This window comes from Mesorhizobium sp. Primo-A (assembly GCF_003997175.1).
Classification (GTDB): Bacteria; Pseudomonadota; Alphaproteobacteria; order Rhizobiales; family Rhizobiaceae; genus Mesorhizobium; species Mesorhizobium ciceri.
Genome location: NZ_RZTG01000003.1, coordinates 289073 through 306666, shown reverse-complemented (window position 1 = coordinate 306666; position 17594 = coordinate 289073). Strand labels below are relative to the sequence as shown.

Genomic DNA, 17594 nt, shown 5'->3' with positions numbered 1-17594 from the left:
TCAATCGGCGGGTTCGGATTTGTGCAGCACACCCGCGGTCTCTTCGTTGAGTGCCTGACCAGGCCGGCGCGGCGTCGAGAGCGGTGTCGGAATCGGCGTGCCGATATTGCCTCTCAGGAAGCGCTGTCCGGCGCGAATGCCTTCGGCGAGCTGGGTTTCGAAGCGGTCGGTGTCGCGGCGCCTGACATCTTCGATCGTTTCAGCCACGTCTTCGGGATCGACGCCCAGAGATTCCAGGGCCGAGCCGCCGAAAACAAGTGCGGATTCGAAGGTTTCGCGCAGTTGGTAGTCGACGCCGGCACGTATGAGCTGCAGCGCCGTTCCACGGTCGAATGCGCGGGCCAGCACGGTGAGCAGTGGGAATTCGGCCTTGATCAGCTGGGCGATGCGAACAGCCACATCGGCCTTGTCGACGCAGATCAGCACGGCGCGCGCCCGGCCGGCACCGGCGGCATGCAGGATGTCCAGCCGCGTGCCGTCGCCATAGTAGACCTTGAAGCCGAAATCGGCCGCCGCCTGGATCATTTCGACGTCATTGTCGATGATCGAGACGTCGATGCCGCGCAGCAGCAGCGGCTGGCTGGCGATCTGGCCGAAGCGGCCGAAGCCGATGATCAGCACGCTGCCGGTCAGGCCATCGGCGACGTCGACGCCGTCGAGCGACTGCTCGTCGCGCGGCGTCAGATAGCGCAAGGCGATGATGGCCAGCGGCGTCAGCACCATGGAGATGATGACGATCGCCGTCAGCGTCGCATTGGCGTTGCCGTCGATGATGCCGACCGCCGCGGCCGCCGAATAAAGGACAAAGGCGAACTCACCGCCTTGCGCCATGAAGACCGCGCGCTCAAGCGCCTCGCGGTGGCTGGTTTTCAGGATACGGGCGACGATGTAGATGCCGAATGCCTTCATCACCATGTAGGCGACGACATAGATGGCAATCAGCCGCCAGTTCGCCGCGACCACATGCAGGTCGAGCGACATGCCCACCGCGAGAAAGAACAGACCGAGCAGGATGCCGCGGAACGGTTCGATATCGGCTTCGAGCTGATGGCGGAAGGTCGATTCGGACAAAAGCACACCGGCCAGGAAGGCGCCCATCGCCATCGACAGGCCGCTGAGCTGCATGGCGAGCGCGGATCCGAGAACGACCAGAAGTGCCGCCGCCGTCATCACCTCGCGGGCACGGGCATCCGCCAGGATGCGGAAGAACGGATTGAGCAGATAACGGCCGGCCACAACCAGGCCGACGATCGCGGCGAGGCCGATGCCGACCTCGGTCAGCCGCTCCGATAGGCTGGTGTCGGCACCGCCGGGCGCCAGAAACGCGATCAGGGCCAGCAGCGGCACGATGGCAAGATCCTCGAGCAGCAGGACCGATACGATGCGCTGGCCTTTCGGCGCGGCGATTTCGCCGCGTTCCTCGAGAAGCTGCATGACGATCGCTGTCGAGGTCAGCACGAACCCGGCGCCGGCGACGAAGGATTGCGCGATTGGAAACCCTCCAGCCATGCCGACCCCGGTCAGCAGGAGCGCGCAGACGCCGACCTGCAACGCACCGAGGCCAAAGATCTCGCGGCGCAGGCCCCAGAGCCGCGATGGCTGCATTTCCAGCCCGATGATGAACAGGAACATCACCACGCCGAGTTCGGCGACATGAAGAATGGCTTCCGATTCGGAAAAGACGCCGAGGCCGAACGGGCCGATCACCACGCCGGCAGCCAGATAGCCGAGGATCGAGCCGAGGCCCATGCGCTTGAAGATGGGAACGGCGACGACACCGGCAGCAAGCAGCGCCACCACCTGAACCAGATCACTGCCCGATGCTTCCGCCGCCATGCCTCTTGTCCCTGTGTCTTGCAGCACTCCTTGCATGCAGTTGGAGCGGGAGGCAAGGCGAGAAATCTGCCGGAAAGGGTAGGGTGCCGTTGCAGTGATTGACCTGGTGGAACAACGGTCCCCGCTTGCCTGCCGGACGTTCGGCATCTATATTGCGTATATGTTTGACCATTCGTCCCGGCCGTCCTCGCCGCCACATATCCCGATGGATGCGCTCAGCGAAGTTCTGCAAGACTTTCGCTTGAGTGGTGTCAACTATGGCCGCTGCGAACTCCGGCACCCATGGAGCATAGACTTTCCGCAACAACAGCTGCTTCGGTTTCACTTTGTCGGCCAGGGCCCATGCTGGATTCATACTGAATCGCAAGGTTGGCAGGAGCTGCGCGATGGCGATCTGGTGCTGCTGCCGCAAGGCATCGCCCATCGGCTGGCGAGCGCGCCGGACGTTGCAGGGGGCTCGCTCGAAGGTTGCCAGGTGATCAAGTTGGGGGGCAACGTCTGCGAAGTGGTACGGCAAGGAACGGGCGCGACGAGCACCCTTTTCTGCGGCTCCATGGCCTTGGACTCCTATGCGCTCAACCCATTGATCACGTTGATGCCGCCTGTCATCAAGGGTTGCGACGTGGCCGGCAATGACCCGGTCGTCGGTCCTTTGCTGGCGGCCATGACGGTGGAGGCCTCGCAGCCGCAGATGGGCAGCGCCACGATTCTGTCGCGTATGGCCGACTTGCTGACGGCCCGGCTCATACGCTGCTGGGTCAATTGCAATGGAGCCTCGACCACCGGTTGGCTCGCAGCCATCCGCGACCCCCATATAGGCCGCGCTTTGGCGGCCATGCACCGCGACCCCGGCCACAACTGGACGCTGGGAAGCCTGGCCGGCGTGGCAGGCCAATCGCGCTCGATTTTCGCCGAGCGTTTCAGTGCGGTATTGGGGGAGGGTGCCGCACACTATCTCGCCCGCCTGCGCATGCAGCTTGCCCGCGAATTGCTGGGCCAAAACGGCTTGTCGGTTGCCGAAGTCGCTACCCGTTTGGGCTATGATTCGGAGGCATCCTTCGCGCGCGCGTTCAAGCGCATCACCAATGTCTCGCCGGGCGTTGTGCGTCGCACAATTCCCGGACGAATGGATATGAATTTCGGATTCTAAGATACATATCATCCGAGCGGACTCGCCTATTTAAGACCTCCAAACTTTGGAGATCTTTCCGTGACTGACACAACATTACAGCTTGAAGACGCCGCGACTGGCCTTGATGCCGATGCACCAGCCGCGTGGAGCGCAGCCACCTGGTTCGCGGTCATTTCATTGGCGGCCACCAGCTTTGCCTTGGTGTCGGCCGAATTCCTGCCCGCAGGTCTGCTGACGCCAATGGCACGCGATCTCGGCATCAGCGAGGGGACGGCCGGACAGGTAGTCACCGCCACCGCTTCCGTCGGCGCCGTGACGGCCATGTTGAGCAATGTTCTCATCGGCCGCTTGAACCGCAAGGCGGTGCTGGTTGGTCTCAGTGCTCTTGCGGTCGGTTCCAATGTCCTGGCGGCGCTGGCGACCGATTTCTGGCTGTTGCTGTTGGGCCGCGCCGGGCTGGGCATCGCTCTCAGCGCTTTCTGGGCACTTTCGGTCGCCGTTGTGGCGAGGCTGGTTGGCGCCAGCGCGACAGGTCGGGGCATGGCGATCGTCACCCTGGGCGTCTCGCTCGCAACCATTGCCGCACCGTCGATGGGCGCGTTGATCAGTGACTGGATAGGGTGGCGCAGTGCCATGGCCATGACGGCGGGGCTGGCCGCGCTTGCCATGCTGCTGCAGTTTCTCAGCCTGCCGACCTTGCCCGCAACGGCAAGCAACAGCCTTGCAGATGTATTTCGGCTGACCCGGCGGCGCGGCATCCAACTCGGGATGCTGGCTATCCTTTTGCTGATGACGGGGCATTTTGCCGGCTCGGTCTATGTGCGTCCCTTCCTCGAACAGGTGACACTCCTTACAACCGGACCGATTGCCTTGGCTCTGCTCGGGTTTGGCGTCGCTGCCGTGATCGGTAATGTTGCCGGCGGCCGCATGGCCGACACCAACATCCACATGGCCCTCGCAGTCACCGCGGCGTTGATGGCGGTTGCGGCACTTACTTTGGTGCTTTGGGGCTCGCGTATCGGCGTTGCCTTCGGCTTCGTTACGCTGTGGGGTTTCGCCTTTGGCATGGCGCCGGTGGTGCTGCCGACCAATATGTCGCGCGCGGCGCCTGATGCGCTGGAGGCAGCGGGCAGCCTGATGGTCACCTCTTTCCAAATTGCCATCACCATCGGCGCGGTTGTCGGCGGCTATGTCGTGGACACCTATGGCGCGACTGGACCTTTGACTCTGACTGCTATCCTTGCCGCATCGACCGCCGTCTTGGCGCTGCTGCAGCCTCGCAGCTGAACTTTGCAGCCGCCGACACAGTAGCCTCAAATCCTGCCGCCAGCGATGTTGCAGGCGCGATACACAAGTTGAGGCCGGGAACACGTTGCATCTTGCCGCAATCGAAGGCTAAGGACGCTCGGCTTCGGCCATTGGAGGGTGATCGACGATCAAGTCGCGCCCTTTTTGAGGAGATGACTGACATGAAGAAGTTTTTGTTTGTTGCCGTCGGCCTGGCGGTGCTTGCCGGTTCGGCTTGCTCGAAGGCGCCTGAGTGCACGGCGGAGATCGCAACCAAGAAGGCGCAGGACATGGCTGCAGCACTTCAGGAGGCGATCACCAAGGACCCGGCCAAGGCGGCTGATCTGACCGCCAAGGTCCAGGCGGTGACAACCAAGTATCAGGGCACCACGACGTTGGCCGACGCCTGCAAGGCCTATGACGAAGTGACGGCCGCGATCAAGGGCTGACACCCTGATTTGAGATCAAGGCCTAAGCGCCTGATTCGATGGGCTCAAGTGAGAGGGCGGTGACCGTTGGGTCGCCGCCTTTTTCTTCGGATTTTTCAGTTCGGCGCGATTTCAGTTCGGCGCGATGGAACCGACTTCGACCGCGTCGACCCGCTTCAGGCTCATGCCGATCACCGGCACCAATTGGTCGTTGACGCGCACGGCGATAGTCACCGTCATCGAATTGTCGTCAGGGATGCGAGCCTGCATGACGCCGCGCAGCTGGTTGCGGTTGATGGTGAAGACCACCTTGCGGGGATCGACGACGTTGCCGCCGATGATGTCGAGGCCGGAACCGGTCGCGCCACCCATGAAGCTGCCCTTGTAGCCCTCGCGGCCCTTGCGCTCGATCTTGGCCGACATTGGCTGGGTGAACATACCGACCCGGCAGCCGCCGTCGAGCGACATGCCGACCTTGCCGTCGGGCGTCGAGCCGGTGAAGCTGCAGTTGAACTTGGTGCCCTTGTACTTGCCGGCGACGATTTCGCCGGGACCGATCCACTTGCCTTCGGCAGACTGGAAGAACTGCTTGTCCGGCTCCGCCGCAGAGGCCACTCCGGCAATGCCGACGACTGTCGTAATCACCGTTGCCAGGGACAGGACGCTGGATAGAATTACGCTTTTCATCGACGACACCCGGCAACAAAGATGCTGTTTGGAACCGGTCTGACCATGAACAAGATTGGTTAATGCTTCGTCACCGCGGGGCCGCCGCAGAGCAGTCCGGTAACGATTCCGAATGCCCGGACACTCCAGCCCGGCTCACTTGCCGGAGGGGGTCGTTGCACCGTCTTTCCTGGTTGCGAACGATGTCAGCGCCGAGAGGAAGTCGCCCAATCCGGGACGTTTGGCGGCGCTGAAGGGCAGGGGTCGAGCCGTCTCCATCGCGGCGATGCCGATGCGCGCCGTCATCATGCCGTTGACGACGCCCTCGCCAAGCTTGGCCGAAAGGCGCGCGGCCAGGCCGTGGCCAACGATCTGCTGGACGACACTGTCGCCGACCGCGATCGAACCGGTTACCGCCAGATGCGCCAGAACGCTGCGCGCCAGGCGGAAGAAACCCAGCGTTCCCGGCCGTCCGCCATAGAGTTCCGACAGGCGCCGAATGAGCCGCCCGGCCTCGAACACGACATAGGCAACATCGACCAGTGCGCGTGGACTGACCGCCGTCACCAGCGAGACGCGTTTGGCAGCTTCGAGAATCATCACTTTCGCTCTGGCATCGAGTGGTCCGAGAATTTCAGCCTCCGCCAGGCGCACGAGATTGCCGCCGTCGATGATTTCGCCGCGCAATTCGGCCAGCTCGCGCCGGCCGGCCGCGGTCTCGGGTTTGGCCGAGACAAAGGCCGACAATTCGTCGACGACCGATCGTGCCGCCTTGGGATCGTCGCGGGCGATCGCATCGAGCGCCCGCTTCTGCAGCTTTTCGACCTCGGCGAGGCGGGCGATCGCCAGGAATTCGCGAATCAGGATCACCACAAGCGCCAGCACGGCGATGGCGGCCATGCCGGCGGCCAGCCAGCCCAGCCACTCAGCGCGCGCAAAGAGGTCGCGTATGAGCTGGTCGGTCCACAGGCCGACCGCCAGCGAAACCAGCACGCCGAAGGCGCCGAAGAAGATGCTGCCGAGCAGCGAGCGTTTCCTGGGGGCGACGGCTGGTGGCGGCTCCGCGGCAATGATGTCGGGCTCGTCGAAGACATCGACTTTCGCCGGAATGACCATCGCGACATGGGTTTTCATCGCGCGGGGTTTGCGCTGGGTGTCGGCCTGGATGTTGCGCGGCTCAGGGGCCGCTTGTCTCGGTGGGGCTTCCGGTTCGATGCGGAATGCCGCCGGCTTGCGGGGCGCGGTCATGCCAGATGATCTCCGATCAGGAACTGCAAGGCACGGTCGAGCCTGATATGCGGCAGCGACAGCGTGACGCCTTCGGCCGTGCGTTCGAGCTTTGGGGGACGGAAACGGACGAAGCGGATTGCAGGGTCCGCGGAGTCCTGCCTGTGATCGGCTCCCGAAACATCGAAAACCGCATCAATATTCTCCGGTAAGTCACCGGGAAATATGGCTGTTTCAGTTTTTCCATCGAAGGTTTCGCCGTTGATCTTCTCACCGGCTATCGGCGTGCCGATGATGACGGGAAGCGTCTCCCGGCCTTGCCTGACGGTGCCTTCGCGCGTCGCGCGCACCGCCGCCATGGCGACCACATCGACATCGGCGCCGGTGAAATTCGCCCGTGCCACGGCGCGGTCGGCAAGCCGCCGCACGATCGCCTGCAGCCGGTCATGGCTTTCGTGATGCAGATGGTCGGCCTTGGTCGCGGCAACCAGGATGCGGTCGATGCGCCGCGAGAACAGATCGGTGAGGAAGCTGCCCCGGCCGGGGCGAAAACAGCTGAGGATCTCGGTCACCGCGCGTTCCAGGTCGGCCATGGCGCCCGGGCCGGCGTTCAGCGCCTGCATAGCGTCGATCAGCACGATCTGGCGGTCGAGGCGGGTGATGTGTTCCCGGAAAAAGGGTTTGACGACATGCGTCTTGTAGGCCTCATAGCGCCTGTCCATCATGGCGTGCAGCGAGCCTGCGCGCGGACGGTTGTCGCCGATCGCGGCCAGTGGCGCGAAGGTCAGGGCCGGCGAGCCTTCGAGATCGCCCGGCATCAGGAAGCGGCCGGGCGGCAAGGTCGAAAGCGCCCGCTCGTCGAGCTTGCAGGCCTTCAGATAGGCGGCGAAACTCTCGGCCAGGCGGCGCGCCGTCATCTCGTCGGCATCGGCGTTCGGGTCGATCCCGGCCGATAGTGCCCGCCAGGCTTGCGACAGGTCCTCGCGCACCGGCAGAACGGCCATCTCAAAGGCTTCGTGGGAAAAATCGGCGAAGGATTTGCCGAGCAGCGGCAGATCGAGCAGCCATTCGCCGGGATAATCGACGATATCGACCGACAATCTGCCCGAGGAAAACATGCGGCTCCAGCCGGAAGCCGATTCATATTCGATGGTCAGCCGCAGCTCCGAAATGGCGCGCGTCGAATCGGGCCAGACGCGGTCGTTGACCAAGGCTGCGATGTGGTCCTCGTACTGGAAACGCGGCACCGCGTCGTCGGGCTGCTGCTCGAGGAAGGCGCGCGCGATGCGCCCCGATTTCTGCGCCTCGAACAGCGGCAGGCGCCCGCCATGGATCAAATTGTGGACAAGGGCCGATATGAACACCGTTTTGCCGGCGCGGGACAATCCGGTCACGCCGAGGCGCAGCGATGGGGAAAAAAGCCCGGTGGCGCGGCCCGATAGCGTGTCGAGGGCAATCCTCGCCTCGTCGGTGAAGGTGGTCAGCGATGATGCCAAAATATGCTCTCTCGAACTTCGGTCCGTCCGATATAGGCGCTGCAACAAGGCTTTGAAATGGCTTCAGAGATCGGCCGGCGTCAGGAACGCTTCGAGATAGCCGGTGCCTTGGGCGGCGCTGGCAAGATCGCCGTCGAAGCGGACGACCGCCAGGCCCGCGGTCGGGAACCCATGGTTCAGCGTGGCCCGCGCAGCCTCGTCGCCGCCGCCCGAAACTGCCATGGCAAGGTCTTCCATCATCGGGTTGTGGCCGATGACCAGCAACGAGCCCGATCCGCCATTGTTCCTGATAAGGTTGAGATAACCGGCCGCGTCCGCGCTGTAGAGCCCGTCGAAGAACAGGACCCGGCCGGTGTCGGTCTGGCCGGCCAGGCCTTCCAGCGTCTCTTTGGCGCGTTTGGCGTTGGAGCACAGCGTCCGGTCCGGAACATAGAGGCGGGAGCGCATGGCGGCGCCTATCATTTCGGCATCGGCGCGGCCGGACGCATCGAGCGGACGGTCGAAATCGCGCATGCCGGGCAATGCCCAGCCAGCCTTGGCATGTCGCAACAGATAAAGCCTGCTCACCCAACCTCCGAATGCCGAAGCCTTCCGGGATTAGCCACGAGAACGGCGTCGCGCACAATGGCCCGTGCTCTTCAAACACGGCGAATCAGCCAACGCTGGCTGCTGCAAAATGCGCTTGCATATCGGCCCCGGGGGCACCGCGATCAGGGAAAATATGCGTCACCGGATCCAAAGTGTCGCGGCGGAGTTTGTACCAAAGCGACCGTACGCGGCTGCAAAGACGCGTGCCCGGGTACTTTAACAATTGCGTGAAACAGCGGCCGATTGCGCTTGTGCAGGCGTCGGACGACGAATATATAGGCGCCAAATTTGGGGCAGTTTGGGTGAGTCGAATGAACGACATCGTTACCGCCGATTACGTACCCTCCGAAGACGAGCCGTTCATGAACGAGCGGCAGAAATCCTACTTCCGCTCAAAGCTCGTCACCTGGAAGAATGACATATTGCGCGAAGCGCGCGAAACACTGGAAATCCTGCAGCAAGAAAACGCCAACCACCCCGATCTGGCCGATCGCGCCTCTTCGGAAACCGACCGGGCCATCGAACTCAGGGCCCGCGACCGTCAGCGCAAGCTCATTGCAAAGATCGATTCCGCCCTGCAACGCATCGACGAAGGCACCTACGGCTATTGCGAAGAAACCGGCGAGCCGATCGCGCTGAAGCGGCTCGATGCACGTCCGATCGCGACATTGTCGATCGAAGCGCAGGAGCGGCATGAGCGCCGCGAAAAAGTCTATCGCGACGACTGAAGCTCACGGCCGGCTGTCTCGAACGAACTCGATTCTGAAAATGGCCGGTTTTCCGGCCATTTTCATTGGTGCGGCATCCACCGCTCAGGGCGCGCGAAGATCGAAAACCCTCGGGGCTTCGGACGAGGTGGTTCGGCAGCCGGACCGGCGACGGTGTTTCGCGGGGATAGCGACCCGGCGGTCGCTCATTTCTTCTGGCTGGAGAGTTCACCGAGAAGCTTGGTCATCTCGTCGTCGAGCGACTGCGGCGCCGCCGGCTTGCCCACCTGGCCGCCCGAACGGGGCTGGTCCAGCGATACTTCAAGTTCTCTCATCAGCGTGTCGTCGATGCTGTCCTGCACCGGCTGCGGTGGTGGCGGGGCGTGCCGGGCGGTGTTGGCGTTGGCGGAGCCGTAGGCGGGCAACGGCGTGACATTGGTCGGCTGGTAGCTTTGCGTTGCCGGCTTCGGTGCAGGTGCCGGCGGCGCTGTCGGACGGGGGCGGGCGGGCGGCGTCGTATTCACCGGCTGTGGAGCGGGTGCCTGTCTCAGCGGCGGCGGAGCGGGTTGCGGCGGACGCGGCCTTGTCGGAGCGGCGGCCGGAACCGGCTGCAAGCCGCCATCTCCAGTCAATGCCGGCCGGCGCGGCGCCGAAAGCCGGATATCGCGCTCGACGACGACGTCGGTCGGACCGCCGATCAGAAGCAGATGTTCGATGTCGTCGCGGCGTATCAGCACCAACCTGCGATGGCTGTCGACGGCGGTGGCATCCATGACGGCCAGTCGCGTCTTGCGGTTCCGGCCGCCGGCGACGAAGGTTCCGAATGTCAGGTTGCGCACCAGCTTGACGATGACGAGAACGATGACCAGCAGGACGAGCGCTGCAAACGTCCACAACAATGCTGCGGCATAACCGGGACCTGCCACGCTATCGAGCCATTGCATTGGTTTCCCCTGATCGCCCCTTGGAAGTGATAAGACACTAGACCGTTGCAGCGGGCCACCGCAAGTTGCGTTTCACGCTGTTGAACAGCTTGAAAAACTCCGAAGGCCGGAAGACATCATTTTTATCCGACATTTGCCGCCCAGGCCTTTTCCGGACTAGGAGAATGTGATTCAACCCGGTACGGGGCGGGTGTCGGAACACCGGAATTCACGAGCAGGGGGCACATGGCCAAGGAAGCGCGCGGCGATTTCTATCCGGTACCGATCGTCGACCAGAATACGCGACCGGGCGCGGTTACCCGGCTTATCATTTTCATCGTCGTTCTGACGGGGGCCGCGATCGTCTTCGGTCTTTTCCGCGAGCGCCTCGGCGATCCTTTCCTGCTCGGCATGCTCGGCGTGCTGGCGATGATCGGCGTCGGCTTCCTGTTCGCGACGGCGATCGGCTTCGTGCAGGTCACGCCACGCTCGACAGGCGACGAACTGTCGAAATCCTTCGTCGATTCGATGTCGCAGGGGCTTCTCGTCACCGACACCAAGGGCCGCGTCGTCTACGCCAACCGCGCCTATGCGGATATGACCGGAGCATCGTCCGCTGCCGACCTGAAGACCGTCGAGGGATTGCTCTCGGATGTCCCCGAAGCCTCGGTGACGATCTATCGCCTGGCGTCCGGCCTTCGCGACGGCCAGCCGGGCGACGGCGAGTTTAGGCTCGCACAGTCCATTCGGCCCGGTGCCGAGCCGGGCGCCCGCTGGTACCGCGCGCGCGCCCGCGCCTTCAGCGTTCCGGGCCAGCGGCTGCCGATGCTGGCCTGGCAGCTTGCCGACATCTCGCAGGAGCGGGCCGAGCAGGAGCGCTTCTTCCTCGATCTGCAGAAGGCGATCGATCACCTCGACCACGCGCCGGCCGGCTTCTTTTCGGCCGACCAGGAGGGCCGCGTCACCTACATCAACGCCACGCTCGCCGAATGGCTGGGCATCGACCTCACCAGCTTCACGCCCGGCGCCGTGTCTCTGTCGGAGATCGTGGCCGGCGACGGCATGGCGCTGGTCCGCTCGGTCAAGGCCGACCCCGGCACCACACGCAACGCGGTGATCGATCTCGATTTGACGACCATGACGGGCGAAGCGCTGCCGGTGCGCTTCATGCACCGCGTTTCGGCCAGCCGCGAAGGATTGAATGGGCCGACACGCACGATCGTGCTCAACCGCACGCAAGGCGAGGATGCCTCTGCCGATTTGCGGGCTTCGGAAGTGCGCTTCACCCGCTTCTTCAACTCGACACCGATGGCAATCGCCGGCGTCGACCACAACGGACGCATCCTGCGCACCAATGCGCCGTTTTTGTCGTTGTTTTCGTCTGTCGTCGATCGCGACGCCGTCGACCGTCGCGTGCGGCTCGACACGGTAATCCACGAACGCGACCGGCCGGCCTTCGCGGCTGCCTTCGAGAAAGCGCAGCAGCGGCAGGCCGACATCGAGCCGATCGACACGCTTCTGCCCGGCAACGACGAACGGCACATCCGCTTCTACGTCAACGCCGTCGCTGACGGCACCGGCGGCGAGGGCGCCGAGGAGTCGGCCATCGTCTACGCCGTCGAGACAACGGAGCAGAAGGCGCTGGAAGGGCAGATGGCGCAAAGCCAGAAGATGCAGGCAGTCGGCCAGCTTGCCGGCGGCATCGCGCATGATTTCAACAATGTGCTGACCGCCATCATCATGGCGTCCGACCTTTTGTTGACCAATCACCGCCCGTCGGACCCGTCCTTCCCAGACATCATGAACATCAAGCAGAATGCCAACCGGGCGGCTTCGCTGGTGCGGCAGCTTCTGGCCTTCTCGCGCAAGCAGACATTGCGGCCGGAAGTGCTCAACCTGACCGACGTGCTCGCCGATCTCAGGATGCTGCTGGCCCGCCTTGTCGGCAACGACATCAAGCTGAAGGTCGACCATGGCCGCGACCTGTGGCCGGTCAAGGTCGATATCGGGCAGTTCGAACAGGTGGTGGTGAACCTTGCGGTCAACGCGCGCGATGCTATGCCGGCGGGCGGCGATCTGACCGTGCGCACCCGCAATGTGACCGCCGAGGAGTGCAAGGCCTTTTCCTACCGCGAACTCGCCCCGGCGGACTATGTCGTGGTCGAAGTCGAGGACACCGGCAGCGGCATCGCGCCCGACGTGCTGAAGAAGATTTTCGAACCCTTCTTCACCACCAAGGAAGTCGGCAAAGGCACCGGCCTTGGCCTGTCGATGGTCTACGGCATCATCAAGCAGACCGGCGGCTTCATCTTCTGCGATTCCGAAGTCGGCAAAGGCTCGACTTTCCGCATTTTCCTGCCGCGTCACATCGCCGAAGCGAAAAAGGCAGGCGAGCCCGGCGATGCGCCGGCGGCGCCGGCAAAGGTCGCCGATCCGGCCAAGGATCTGTCGGGCTCGGCCACGGTGCTGCTCGTCGAGGACGAGGATGCCGTGCGCATGGGCGGCATGCGGGCGCTGACCTCGCGCGGCTACACCGTGCACGAGGCGTCGTCGGGCGTCGAGGCGCTGGAAGTGTTCGAGGCGCTGGGCGGCAAGGTCGATATCGTCGTTTCCGACGTGGTGATGCCGGAAATGGACGGGCCGACGCTGCTCGGCGAATTGCGCAAGCGCCAGCCCGACATCAAGTTCGTCTTCGTGTCCGGCTATGCCGAGGACGCATTCGCCAGAAACCTGCCGGCAGATGCGCATTTCGGCTTCCTGCCGAAGCCGTTTTCGCTCAAGCAACTGGCCACGATCGTCAAGGACGTGCTGGAGTCCTAAAGCCTTCCCCATGTTCCTCCTTGCGCAACGCCGTGACAACGCCATGATTGAGGGGTGAACGGCAGGAAGGCTTAGGGGAGCAACCGGTGACGCCGCACAACGAAGCGGACAAGGACGACTATGCCGACACGGTGTTGTTGCCGGGCGACCCGCAACGCGCCGAATGGATGGCGCAAACGTTCCTGGAAGCGCCGCGCTGCATCAATCGCCGACGCGGCACGCTTGGCTTCACCGGCTTGTTTCGTGGCAAGTCCATCAGCATTCAAGCGACGGGCATCGGCGTTTCATCGTTTCTGATCTATGCGCATGAACTGCTGGACCATTATGGCGCCCGGACGCTGATCCGTACCGGCACCTGCGGCAGCCTGACCGCAAAGGCAAAGCTGCGCAGCCTTGTCATCTCGCAATCGGCACAGGCGGAAAGCGCCCAGAGCGGCCAGGTTTTCGGCCTTTATGGACCGGCTGGCCCGGACCCGGCGCTCCTCGCATCGTCACGGGCCAAGGCGGTAGAATTTGGCATCGACCATCATGTCGGCCTGACGGTCTGCAGCGACATCTTCTATCACCCGGATGGGCGTGCCCGTTTTGCCGATGCACGGGCGCAAGGAGCCCTGGCCGTGGATATGGAAACCAGCGCGCTCTATGGCATATCGGAGCATTTCGGAGCACGTGCGTTGTCGATGTGTGTCGTGGTGGACAACATCGAGACCGGCGAACAGACCGACTATTCCGAGCGCCAGGCGCTTTTCACCGACATGAGCCGTCTGGCGCTCGCTGTCGCAGCCGAGAGCTAGAGTACGGGTCTACTGGGTCAATCCCTTGCGTACGGCAGCGACATCGCCGGACGAGACTGCAGGAGCCGCGTTGCCCCAACTGGCGCGCACATAGGTCAAGACGTCGGCGACCTCCTGGTCTTTCAGGCGCCAGGCCAGGGAAGGCATGGCGGGCGTCGTCGGTGCATCGGCCGTGTGCACGGCCTGGCTGCCGGCAAGGACGAGCCGGGCCAGTGTTTCGGCACTGCCCTGCGCGACGATCGAATTGCCGGCAAGGGAAGGGAAAAGCGCGCCTGACCCGGCACCATCTCCACCATGGCAGGCCGAGCAATTGTCGCGATAGATTGCCTCGCCCGCGGTCATCCGTGTTGCGTCAGGCTTTGCCGGTTGGGCGCTGTCGACATCCGAGCCCAGGCTCTTGAGGTAGACTGCAACCGCCTTGAGATCGGGATCGGTCATTTTCGACGTGGAGTTCTCGATGGCCTCCGCCATCGGACCGGAGGCAATCGAATGCGCATTGACGCCGGTCTTGAGGTATTTCACCAGATCCTCTTCCGACCATTTGCCCAGGCCCGATTGCGCATTGTTGGTGATGTCGGGGGCAAACCAGCCCTGCAGGGAGGCACCTTGCAGGAACTCGCTGTCCTTATCGGCGCCAAGGAAAGATTTGGGCGAGTGGCAGGTGCCGCAATGGCCCGCTCCCTGGACGATATAAGCGCCGCGATTCCACTCCGCCGACTTGGAGGGATCCGGCTGAAAGCTTGCTTCGGTGAAGTTGAGGGCATTCCAGCCCAGCATCGCCAGCCGGATGTTCAACGGGAACGGCAGCTGATTGGCTTCGACCTTGTTCGATACCGGTTGAACCGTCGTCAGATAGGCCCACAAGTCGGAAATGTCCCGATCGTTCATCCTGGTATAGGCGGGGTAGGGCATTGCGGGGTAGAGCCGCACACCATTGTGGCCGATGCCTGACTTCATCATGCTGCGGAAGTCGGCTTCCGACCAACTGCCGATGCCCGTCTCGCGGTCAGGCGTTATGTTGGGCGGCACAAGCGCGCCGAACGGCGTTTCGAGCGGCAGGCCGCCGGCCAGCGGTTTGCCCTCGGCTCGCGTATGACAGCCTGCACAGTCGCCGAGCACCGCCTGATACTGTCCACGTATGATCTGGTCCGCCTGGTCGGCACTCCATGCCGGGCCGCCAGTGAGGGCCGCAGCACCGATGGCGAGCGTGAGAACGAGCTTGTTCATGCCTGCACCAGGGGTGCACCGGGATTGCGCAGATATTGATTGCGGATGGCATCGGCGGCGCGGAAAGCGAGCGCGCCGACCGTTCCTGTCGGATTTTTGCCGGCATTCTGCGGGAAGGCCGACGCACCGATGACAAAGACGTTGGGGACGTCCCAACTCTGGAGGAAGGTGTTGACCGCGCTCTTCTTCGGGTCCGTTCCCATGATGGCGCCGCCCGTATTGTGGGTGCTCTGGTAGGGGACGCTGTCCCAGCCTTTCTTGCGGCGGCTGACGGCGTACTGCTTTCCGCCGAGCGCCTTGGCAATTTCCTCCATCCGGTCGCAGACATAGTTCGACATGCGGATGTCGTTGTCGGGAAAATCGAACGTCATGCGCATCAGCGGCCGCCCGAAACGGTCCTTGTAGGTCGGGTCGAGGTCGAGGTAGTTGTTGCGCGTCGCGTAGCTGCTTCCCTGGGACGAGTAGCCAAGCGTGCTCTTGTAGCCCTCGACCGTTGCCTTCTTCCAGGCGCTGCCCCATTTCGGCGTGCCGGGCAGGGTCGGCCTGGTTCCGATCGGGCGCCCGTTGGTGGGAATGCAGTTGATGCCCGCACCGCCGACGAAGTCCAGCGCGCCGTGGTCGAACGCGTCACCATTGTAATCGTCGATCGTCTGGCCGAGCGCGCCTGCGGCGATGAACGGGTTGAAGTTCTTGTCGTCGAAGAACACCTGCACGCCGGCGTTTGTCTGGTAGCAGTAATTGCGCCCAACCGTTCCTTCGCCGCTGCCGGGGTCGTAGATCTTGCCGATGCCGGACAGCATCATCAGCCGGGCATTGTGCAGGCCGTAGGCGCACAGCAGCACCAGATCGGCCGGCTGGAAGTACTCCTCGCCTGAGGTATCGACGTAGGTCACGCCGCGCGCCGACTTGCCTCCGGGAGCCAGATCGACATGCAGTACCTCGCTGTCGGTGCGGACTTCGAAATTGGACTTCTTCATCAGCACCGGAAGGACGGTGGTCTGGGCGCTCGACTTCGAATAGTTGGCACAGCCGAAGCGTTCGCAGAATCCGCAATAGGTGCATTGACCCATGGCGATGCCGAGCGGGTTGACATAGGCCCGCGACATGTTGGCGGATGGGGTCGGGAAGGGATGCAGGCCGATCGACCGGCCGACCTCGGCGAACAGGGTTGGCGCGTAGGTCATCTGCATCGGCGGGTTCGGATAATCCCGCGACCTTGGATCCTCGAACGGATTGCCGCCTTCCTGCAACTGCCCCTTGATATTGCCGGCCTTGCCCGAGATGCCTGCCAGATACTCGAACTGGTCGTAATAGGGCTCCATCTCCGCGCCGGTCACGCCCCAGTCCTCGACCTGGAGATCGGCGATTCTCGATGCACCATATTTCTTGGTCAGATTGGTCTTTATCTGAAAGTCTGAATCCCAGAACCGCCAGGTGTGGCCGTTCCAGTGGACGCCGGCGCCGCCGACGCCGTTGCCGGGGAGGAAGGAGCCGAAATCGCGCATCGGCAGCGCCTTCTGCGATGGGTCGTTGCGCACCGTCATGGTTTCCACGGCGGGCTGCAGGAAGAGGTCGCGCCGGATGCTGTAGCGCAACTCATCCTGCGCGTAGCCGATGTTGAAATCGGTTGCCGTATCGCGCCAGGGGCCGCGTTCTATAGCCACCACGTCCAGGCCCTGATCGGTCAATTCGTGGGCCAGAATGGATCCCGTCCAGCCGAGGCCGACGATCACGACGTCTTTGCGAGGCAGTATCTTGGTCATGATCAGGCGCCTTTGCCGAGCCATTCGGGGCGCCCGATGATCGAGACAGGCGGCTGCGGATATGGCTGATTGTGTTTGCTGACATGGTCGCGGTAGTCGTAGCGGGCGCCTGGAAAACCAAGCATGCGCCACGAGACCATGTCCTTGTTGCCGCCATAGACGGGGTCGGCAAAGAACCCCTCCATGGTGTTCTGCAGCAGAAGCCCGAAGAAACCCGGCCCCTTGACGCCATTGGGCAGGTCGACCTTCCCGGCCTCCATAGCCGTCAGGAAGGCATCCTGTTCGGCCGGTGCGAGCTCGACGAATGTCTTGCCGTCCCGCTGTTTCAGGAAAGCGTCGATGGCGGCAAGCCCGGTGCGGTAACGCTGCGCCGGATTGGCCTCGCCCTGATAGCCCTGGGTGGGCAGTCCAGGCAGAAACGGGCCTTGCGTGTAAAGCCGGCTCGACGCACCGAACGCCCCCATCAACTGCCTGTCGATATAGACGGCGCAACCGGCTTCCTTGCCGCCCATGCTGAGCTCGTCGGCCGGAATGATGCGGTCGACGATCGCCTCGACTAGAGCTGCTTCCTGGGCCGAGAAAAAGTGCCAGCCGCCTGCCACGACCTGCGTCGGTGGATCGGATGTCATTGGCGTCCAGGGCAAAGTGCCCGAGAACGATCGCGCAAAACCGGCCGATGTCGCGGTTGCCGTAAACATTG

15 protein-coding genes are annotated in these 17594 nt (G+C 63.4%); 6 read left to right on the top strand and 9 right to left on the bottom strand.

Annotated elements, in window-relative coordinates; all coding sequences use genetic code 11:
* Window positions 1-1836, bottom strand: coding sequence for a monovalent cation:proton antiporter-2 (CPA2) family protein (locus tag EOC83_RS06950; RefSeq protein ID WP_013531870.1), 1836 nt, complete (start codon window positions 1834-1836; stop codon window positions 1-3).
* A gap of 160 nt (window positions 1837-1996) precedes the next feature.
* Between EOC83_RS06950 and EOC83_RS06945 the strand changes: the two genes are divergently transcribed.
* From EOC83_RS06945 to EOC83_RS06935, 3 genes are all read left to right on the top strand, one after another.
* A complete protein-coding gene (locus EOC83_RS06945; RefSeq protein ID WP_063170228.1) occupies window positions 1997-2986 on the top strand; it encodes an AraC family transcriptional regulator in 990 nt (329 codons plus the stop codon).
* Between the two features lie 60 nt (window positions 2987-3046).
* Window positions 3047-4255: an MFS transporter gene (locus EOC83_RS06940; protein ID WP_063167920.1), complete on the top strand. Its 1209-nt coding sequence runs from the start codon at window positions 3047-3049 to the stop codon at window positions 4253-4255.
* Window positions 4256-4437: 182 nt separating this feature from the next.
* Entirely contained in the window at window positions 4438-4704 is a 267-nt protein-coding gene (locus tag EOC83_RS06935; protein ID WP_024503536.1) for a hypothetical protein, read from the top strand.
* Between the two features lie 111 nt (window positions 4705-4815).
* Here EOC83_RS06935 and EOC83_RS06930 read toward each other — a convergent pair whose 3' ends face one another.
* The 4 genes from EOC83_RS06930 to EOC83_RS06915 all read right to left on the bottom strand — a co-directional run bounded on the left by EOC83_RS06930 (window position 4816) and on the right by EOC83_RS06915 (window position 8639).
* Window positions 4816-5370, bottom strand: coding sequence for a hypothetical protein (locus EOC83_RS06930; RefSeq protein WP_024503535.1), 555 nt, complete (start codon window positions 5368-5370; stop codon window positions 4816-4818).
* A gap of 135 nt (window positions 5371-5505) precedes the next feature.
* Complete coding sequence (locus EOC83_RS06925) at window positions 5506-6597, bottom strand: YcjF family protein (RefSeq protein WP_063167921.1); 1092 nt, start codon at window positions 6595-6597, stop codon at window positions 5506-5508.
* The gene (locus tag EOC83_RS06920) at window positions 6594-8072 is read right to left on the bottom strand and encodes a YcjX family protein (RefSeq protein ID WP_063167922.1); all 1479 of its coding nucleotides are present in this window, start codon (window positions 8070-8072) and stop codon (window positions 6594-6596) included. The genes EOC83_RS06925 and EOC83_RS06920 overlap by 4 nt, the downstream gene beginning before the upstream one ends.
* A 63-nt stretch (window positions 8073-8135) precedes the next feature.
* A complete protein-coding gene (locus tag EOC83_RS06915) occupies window positions 8136-8639 on the bottom strand; it encodes a histidine phosphatase family protein (RefSeq protein WP_063167923.1) in 504 nt (167 codons plus the stop codon).
* Between the two features lie 332 nt (window positions 8640-8971).
* Here EOC83_RS06915 and dksA point away from each other — a divergent pair, with 332 nt between their 5' ends.
* On the top strand, window positions 8972-9388 hold the full coding sequence (gene dksA / locus EOC83_RS06910; protein WP_013531862.1) for an RNA polymerase-binding protein DksA: 417 nt from the start codon (window positions 8972-8974) through the stop codon (window positions 9386-9388).
* 185 nt (window positions 9389-9573) lie between these two features.
* Here the strand turns inward: dksA and EOC83_RS06905 are convergent, their stop codons facing one another.
* Window positions 9574-10311 carry a flagellar biosynthetic protein FliO gene (locus EOC83_RS06905; protein WP_024503531.1) on the bottom strand — a complete coding sequence of 246 codons (738 nt, stop codon included), beginning with the start codon at window positions 10309-10311 and terminating at the stop codon, window positions 9574-9576.
* Between the two features lie 225 nt (window positions 10312-10536).
* Between EOC83_RS06905 and EOC83_RS06900 the strand changes: the two genes are divergently transcribed.
* Complete coding sequence (locus EOC83_RS06900; protein ID WP_024503530.1) at window positions 10537-13110, top strand: ATP-binding protein; 2574 nt, start codon at window positions 10537-10539, stop codon at window positions 13108-13110.
* 86 nt (window positions 13111-13196) lie between these two features.
* Window positions 13197-13904, top strand: coding sequence for a DeoD-type purine-nucleoside phosphorylase (locus tag EOC83_RS06895; protein WP_013531859.1), 708 nt, complete (start codon window positions 13197-13199; stop codon window positions 13902-13904).
* A 9-nt stretch (window positions 13905-13913) separates the two neighbouring features.
* Here EOC83_RS06895 and EOC83_RS06890 read toward each other — a convergent pair whose 3' ends face one another.
* Genes EOC83_RS06890 through EOC83_RS06880 form a run of 3 tightly spaced genes read right to left on the bottom strand, consistent with a single transcriptional unit; the run spans window position 13914 to window position 17523 of the window.
* Entirely contained in the window at window positions 13914-15131 is a 1218-nt protein-coding gene (locus EOC83_RS06890; RefSeq protein ID WP_063167924.1) for a cytochrome c, read from the bottom strand.
* Complete coding sequence (locus EOC83_RS06885) at window positions 15128-16894, bottom strand: GMC family oxidoreductase (protein WP_024503527.1); 1767 nt, start codon at window positions 16892-16894, stop codon at window positions 15128-15130. Before EOC83_RS06885 ends, EOC83_RS06890 begins: the two co-directional genes overlap by 4 nt.
* Before the next feature lie 2 nt (window positions 16895-16896).
* Window positions 16897-17523, bottom strand: a complete 627-nt coding sequence (locus EOC83_RS06880; RefSeq protein WP_244514297.1) for a gluconate 2-dehydrogenase subunit 3 family protein — start codon at window positions 17521-17523, stop codon at window positions 16897-16899.
* Window positions 17524-17594: the final 71 nt, after the last annotated feature.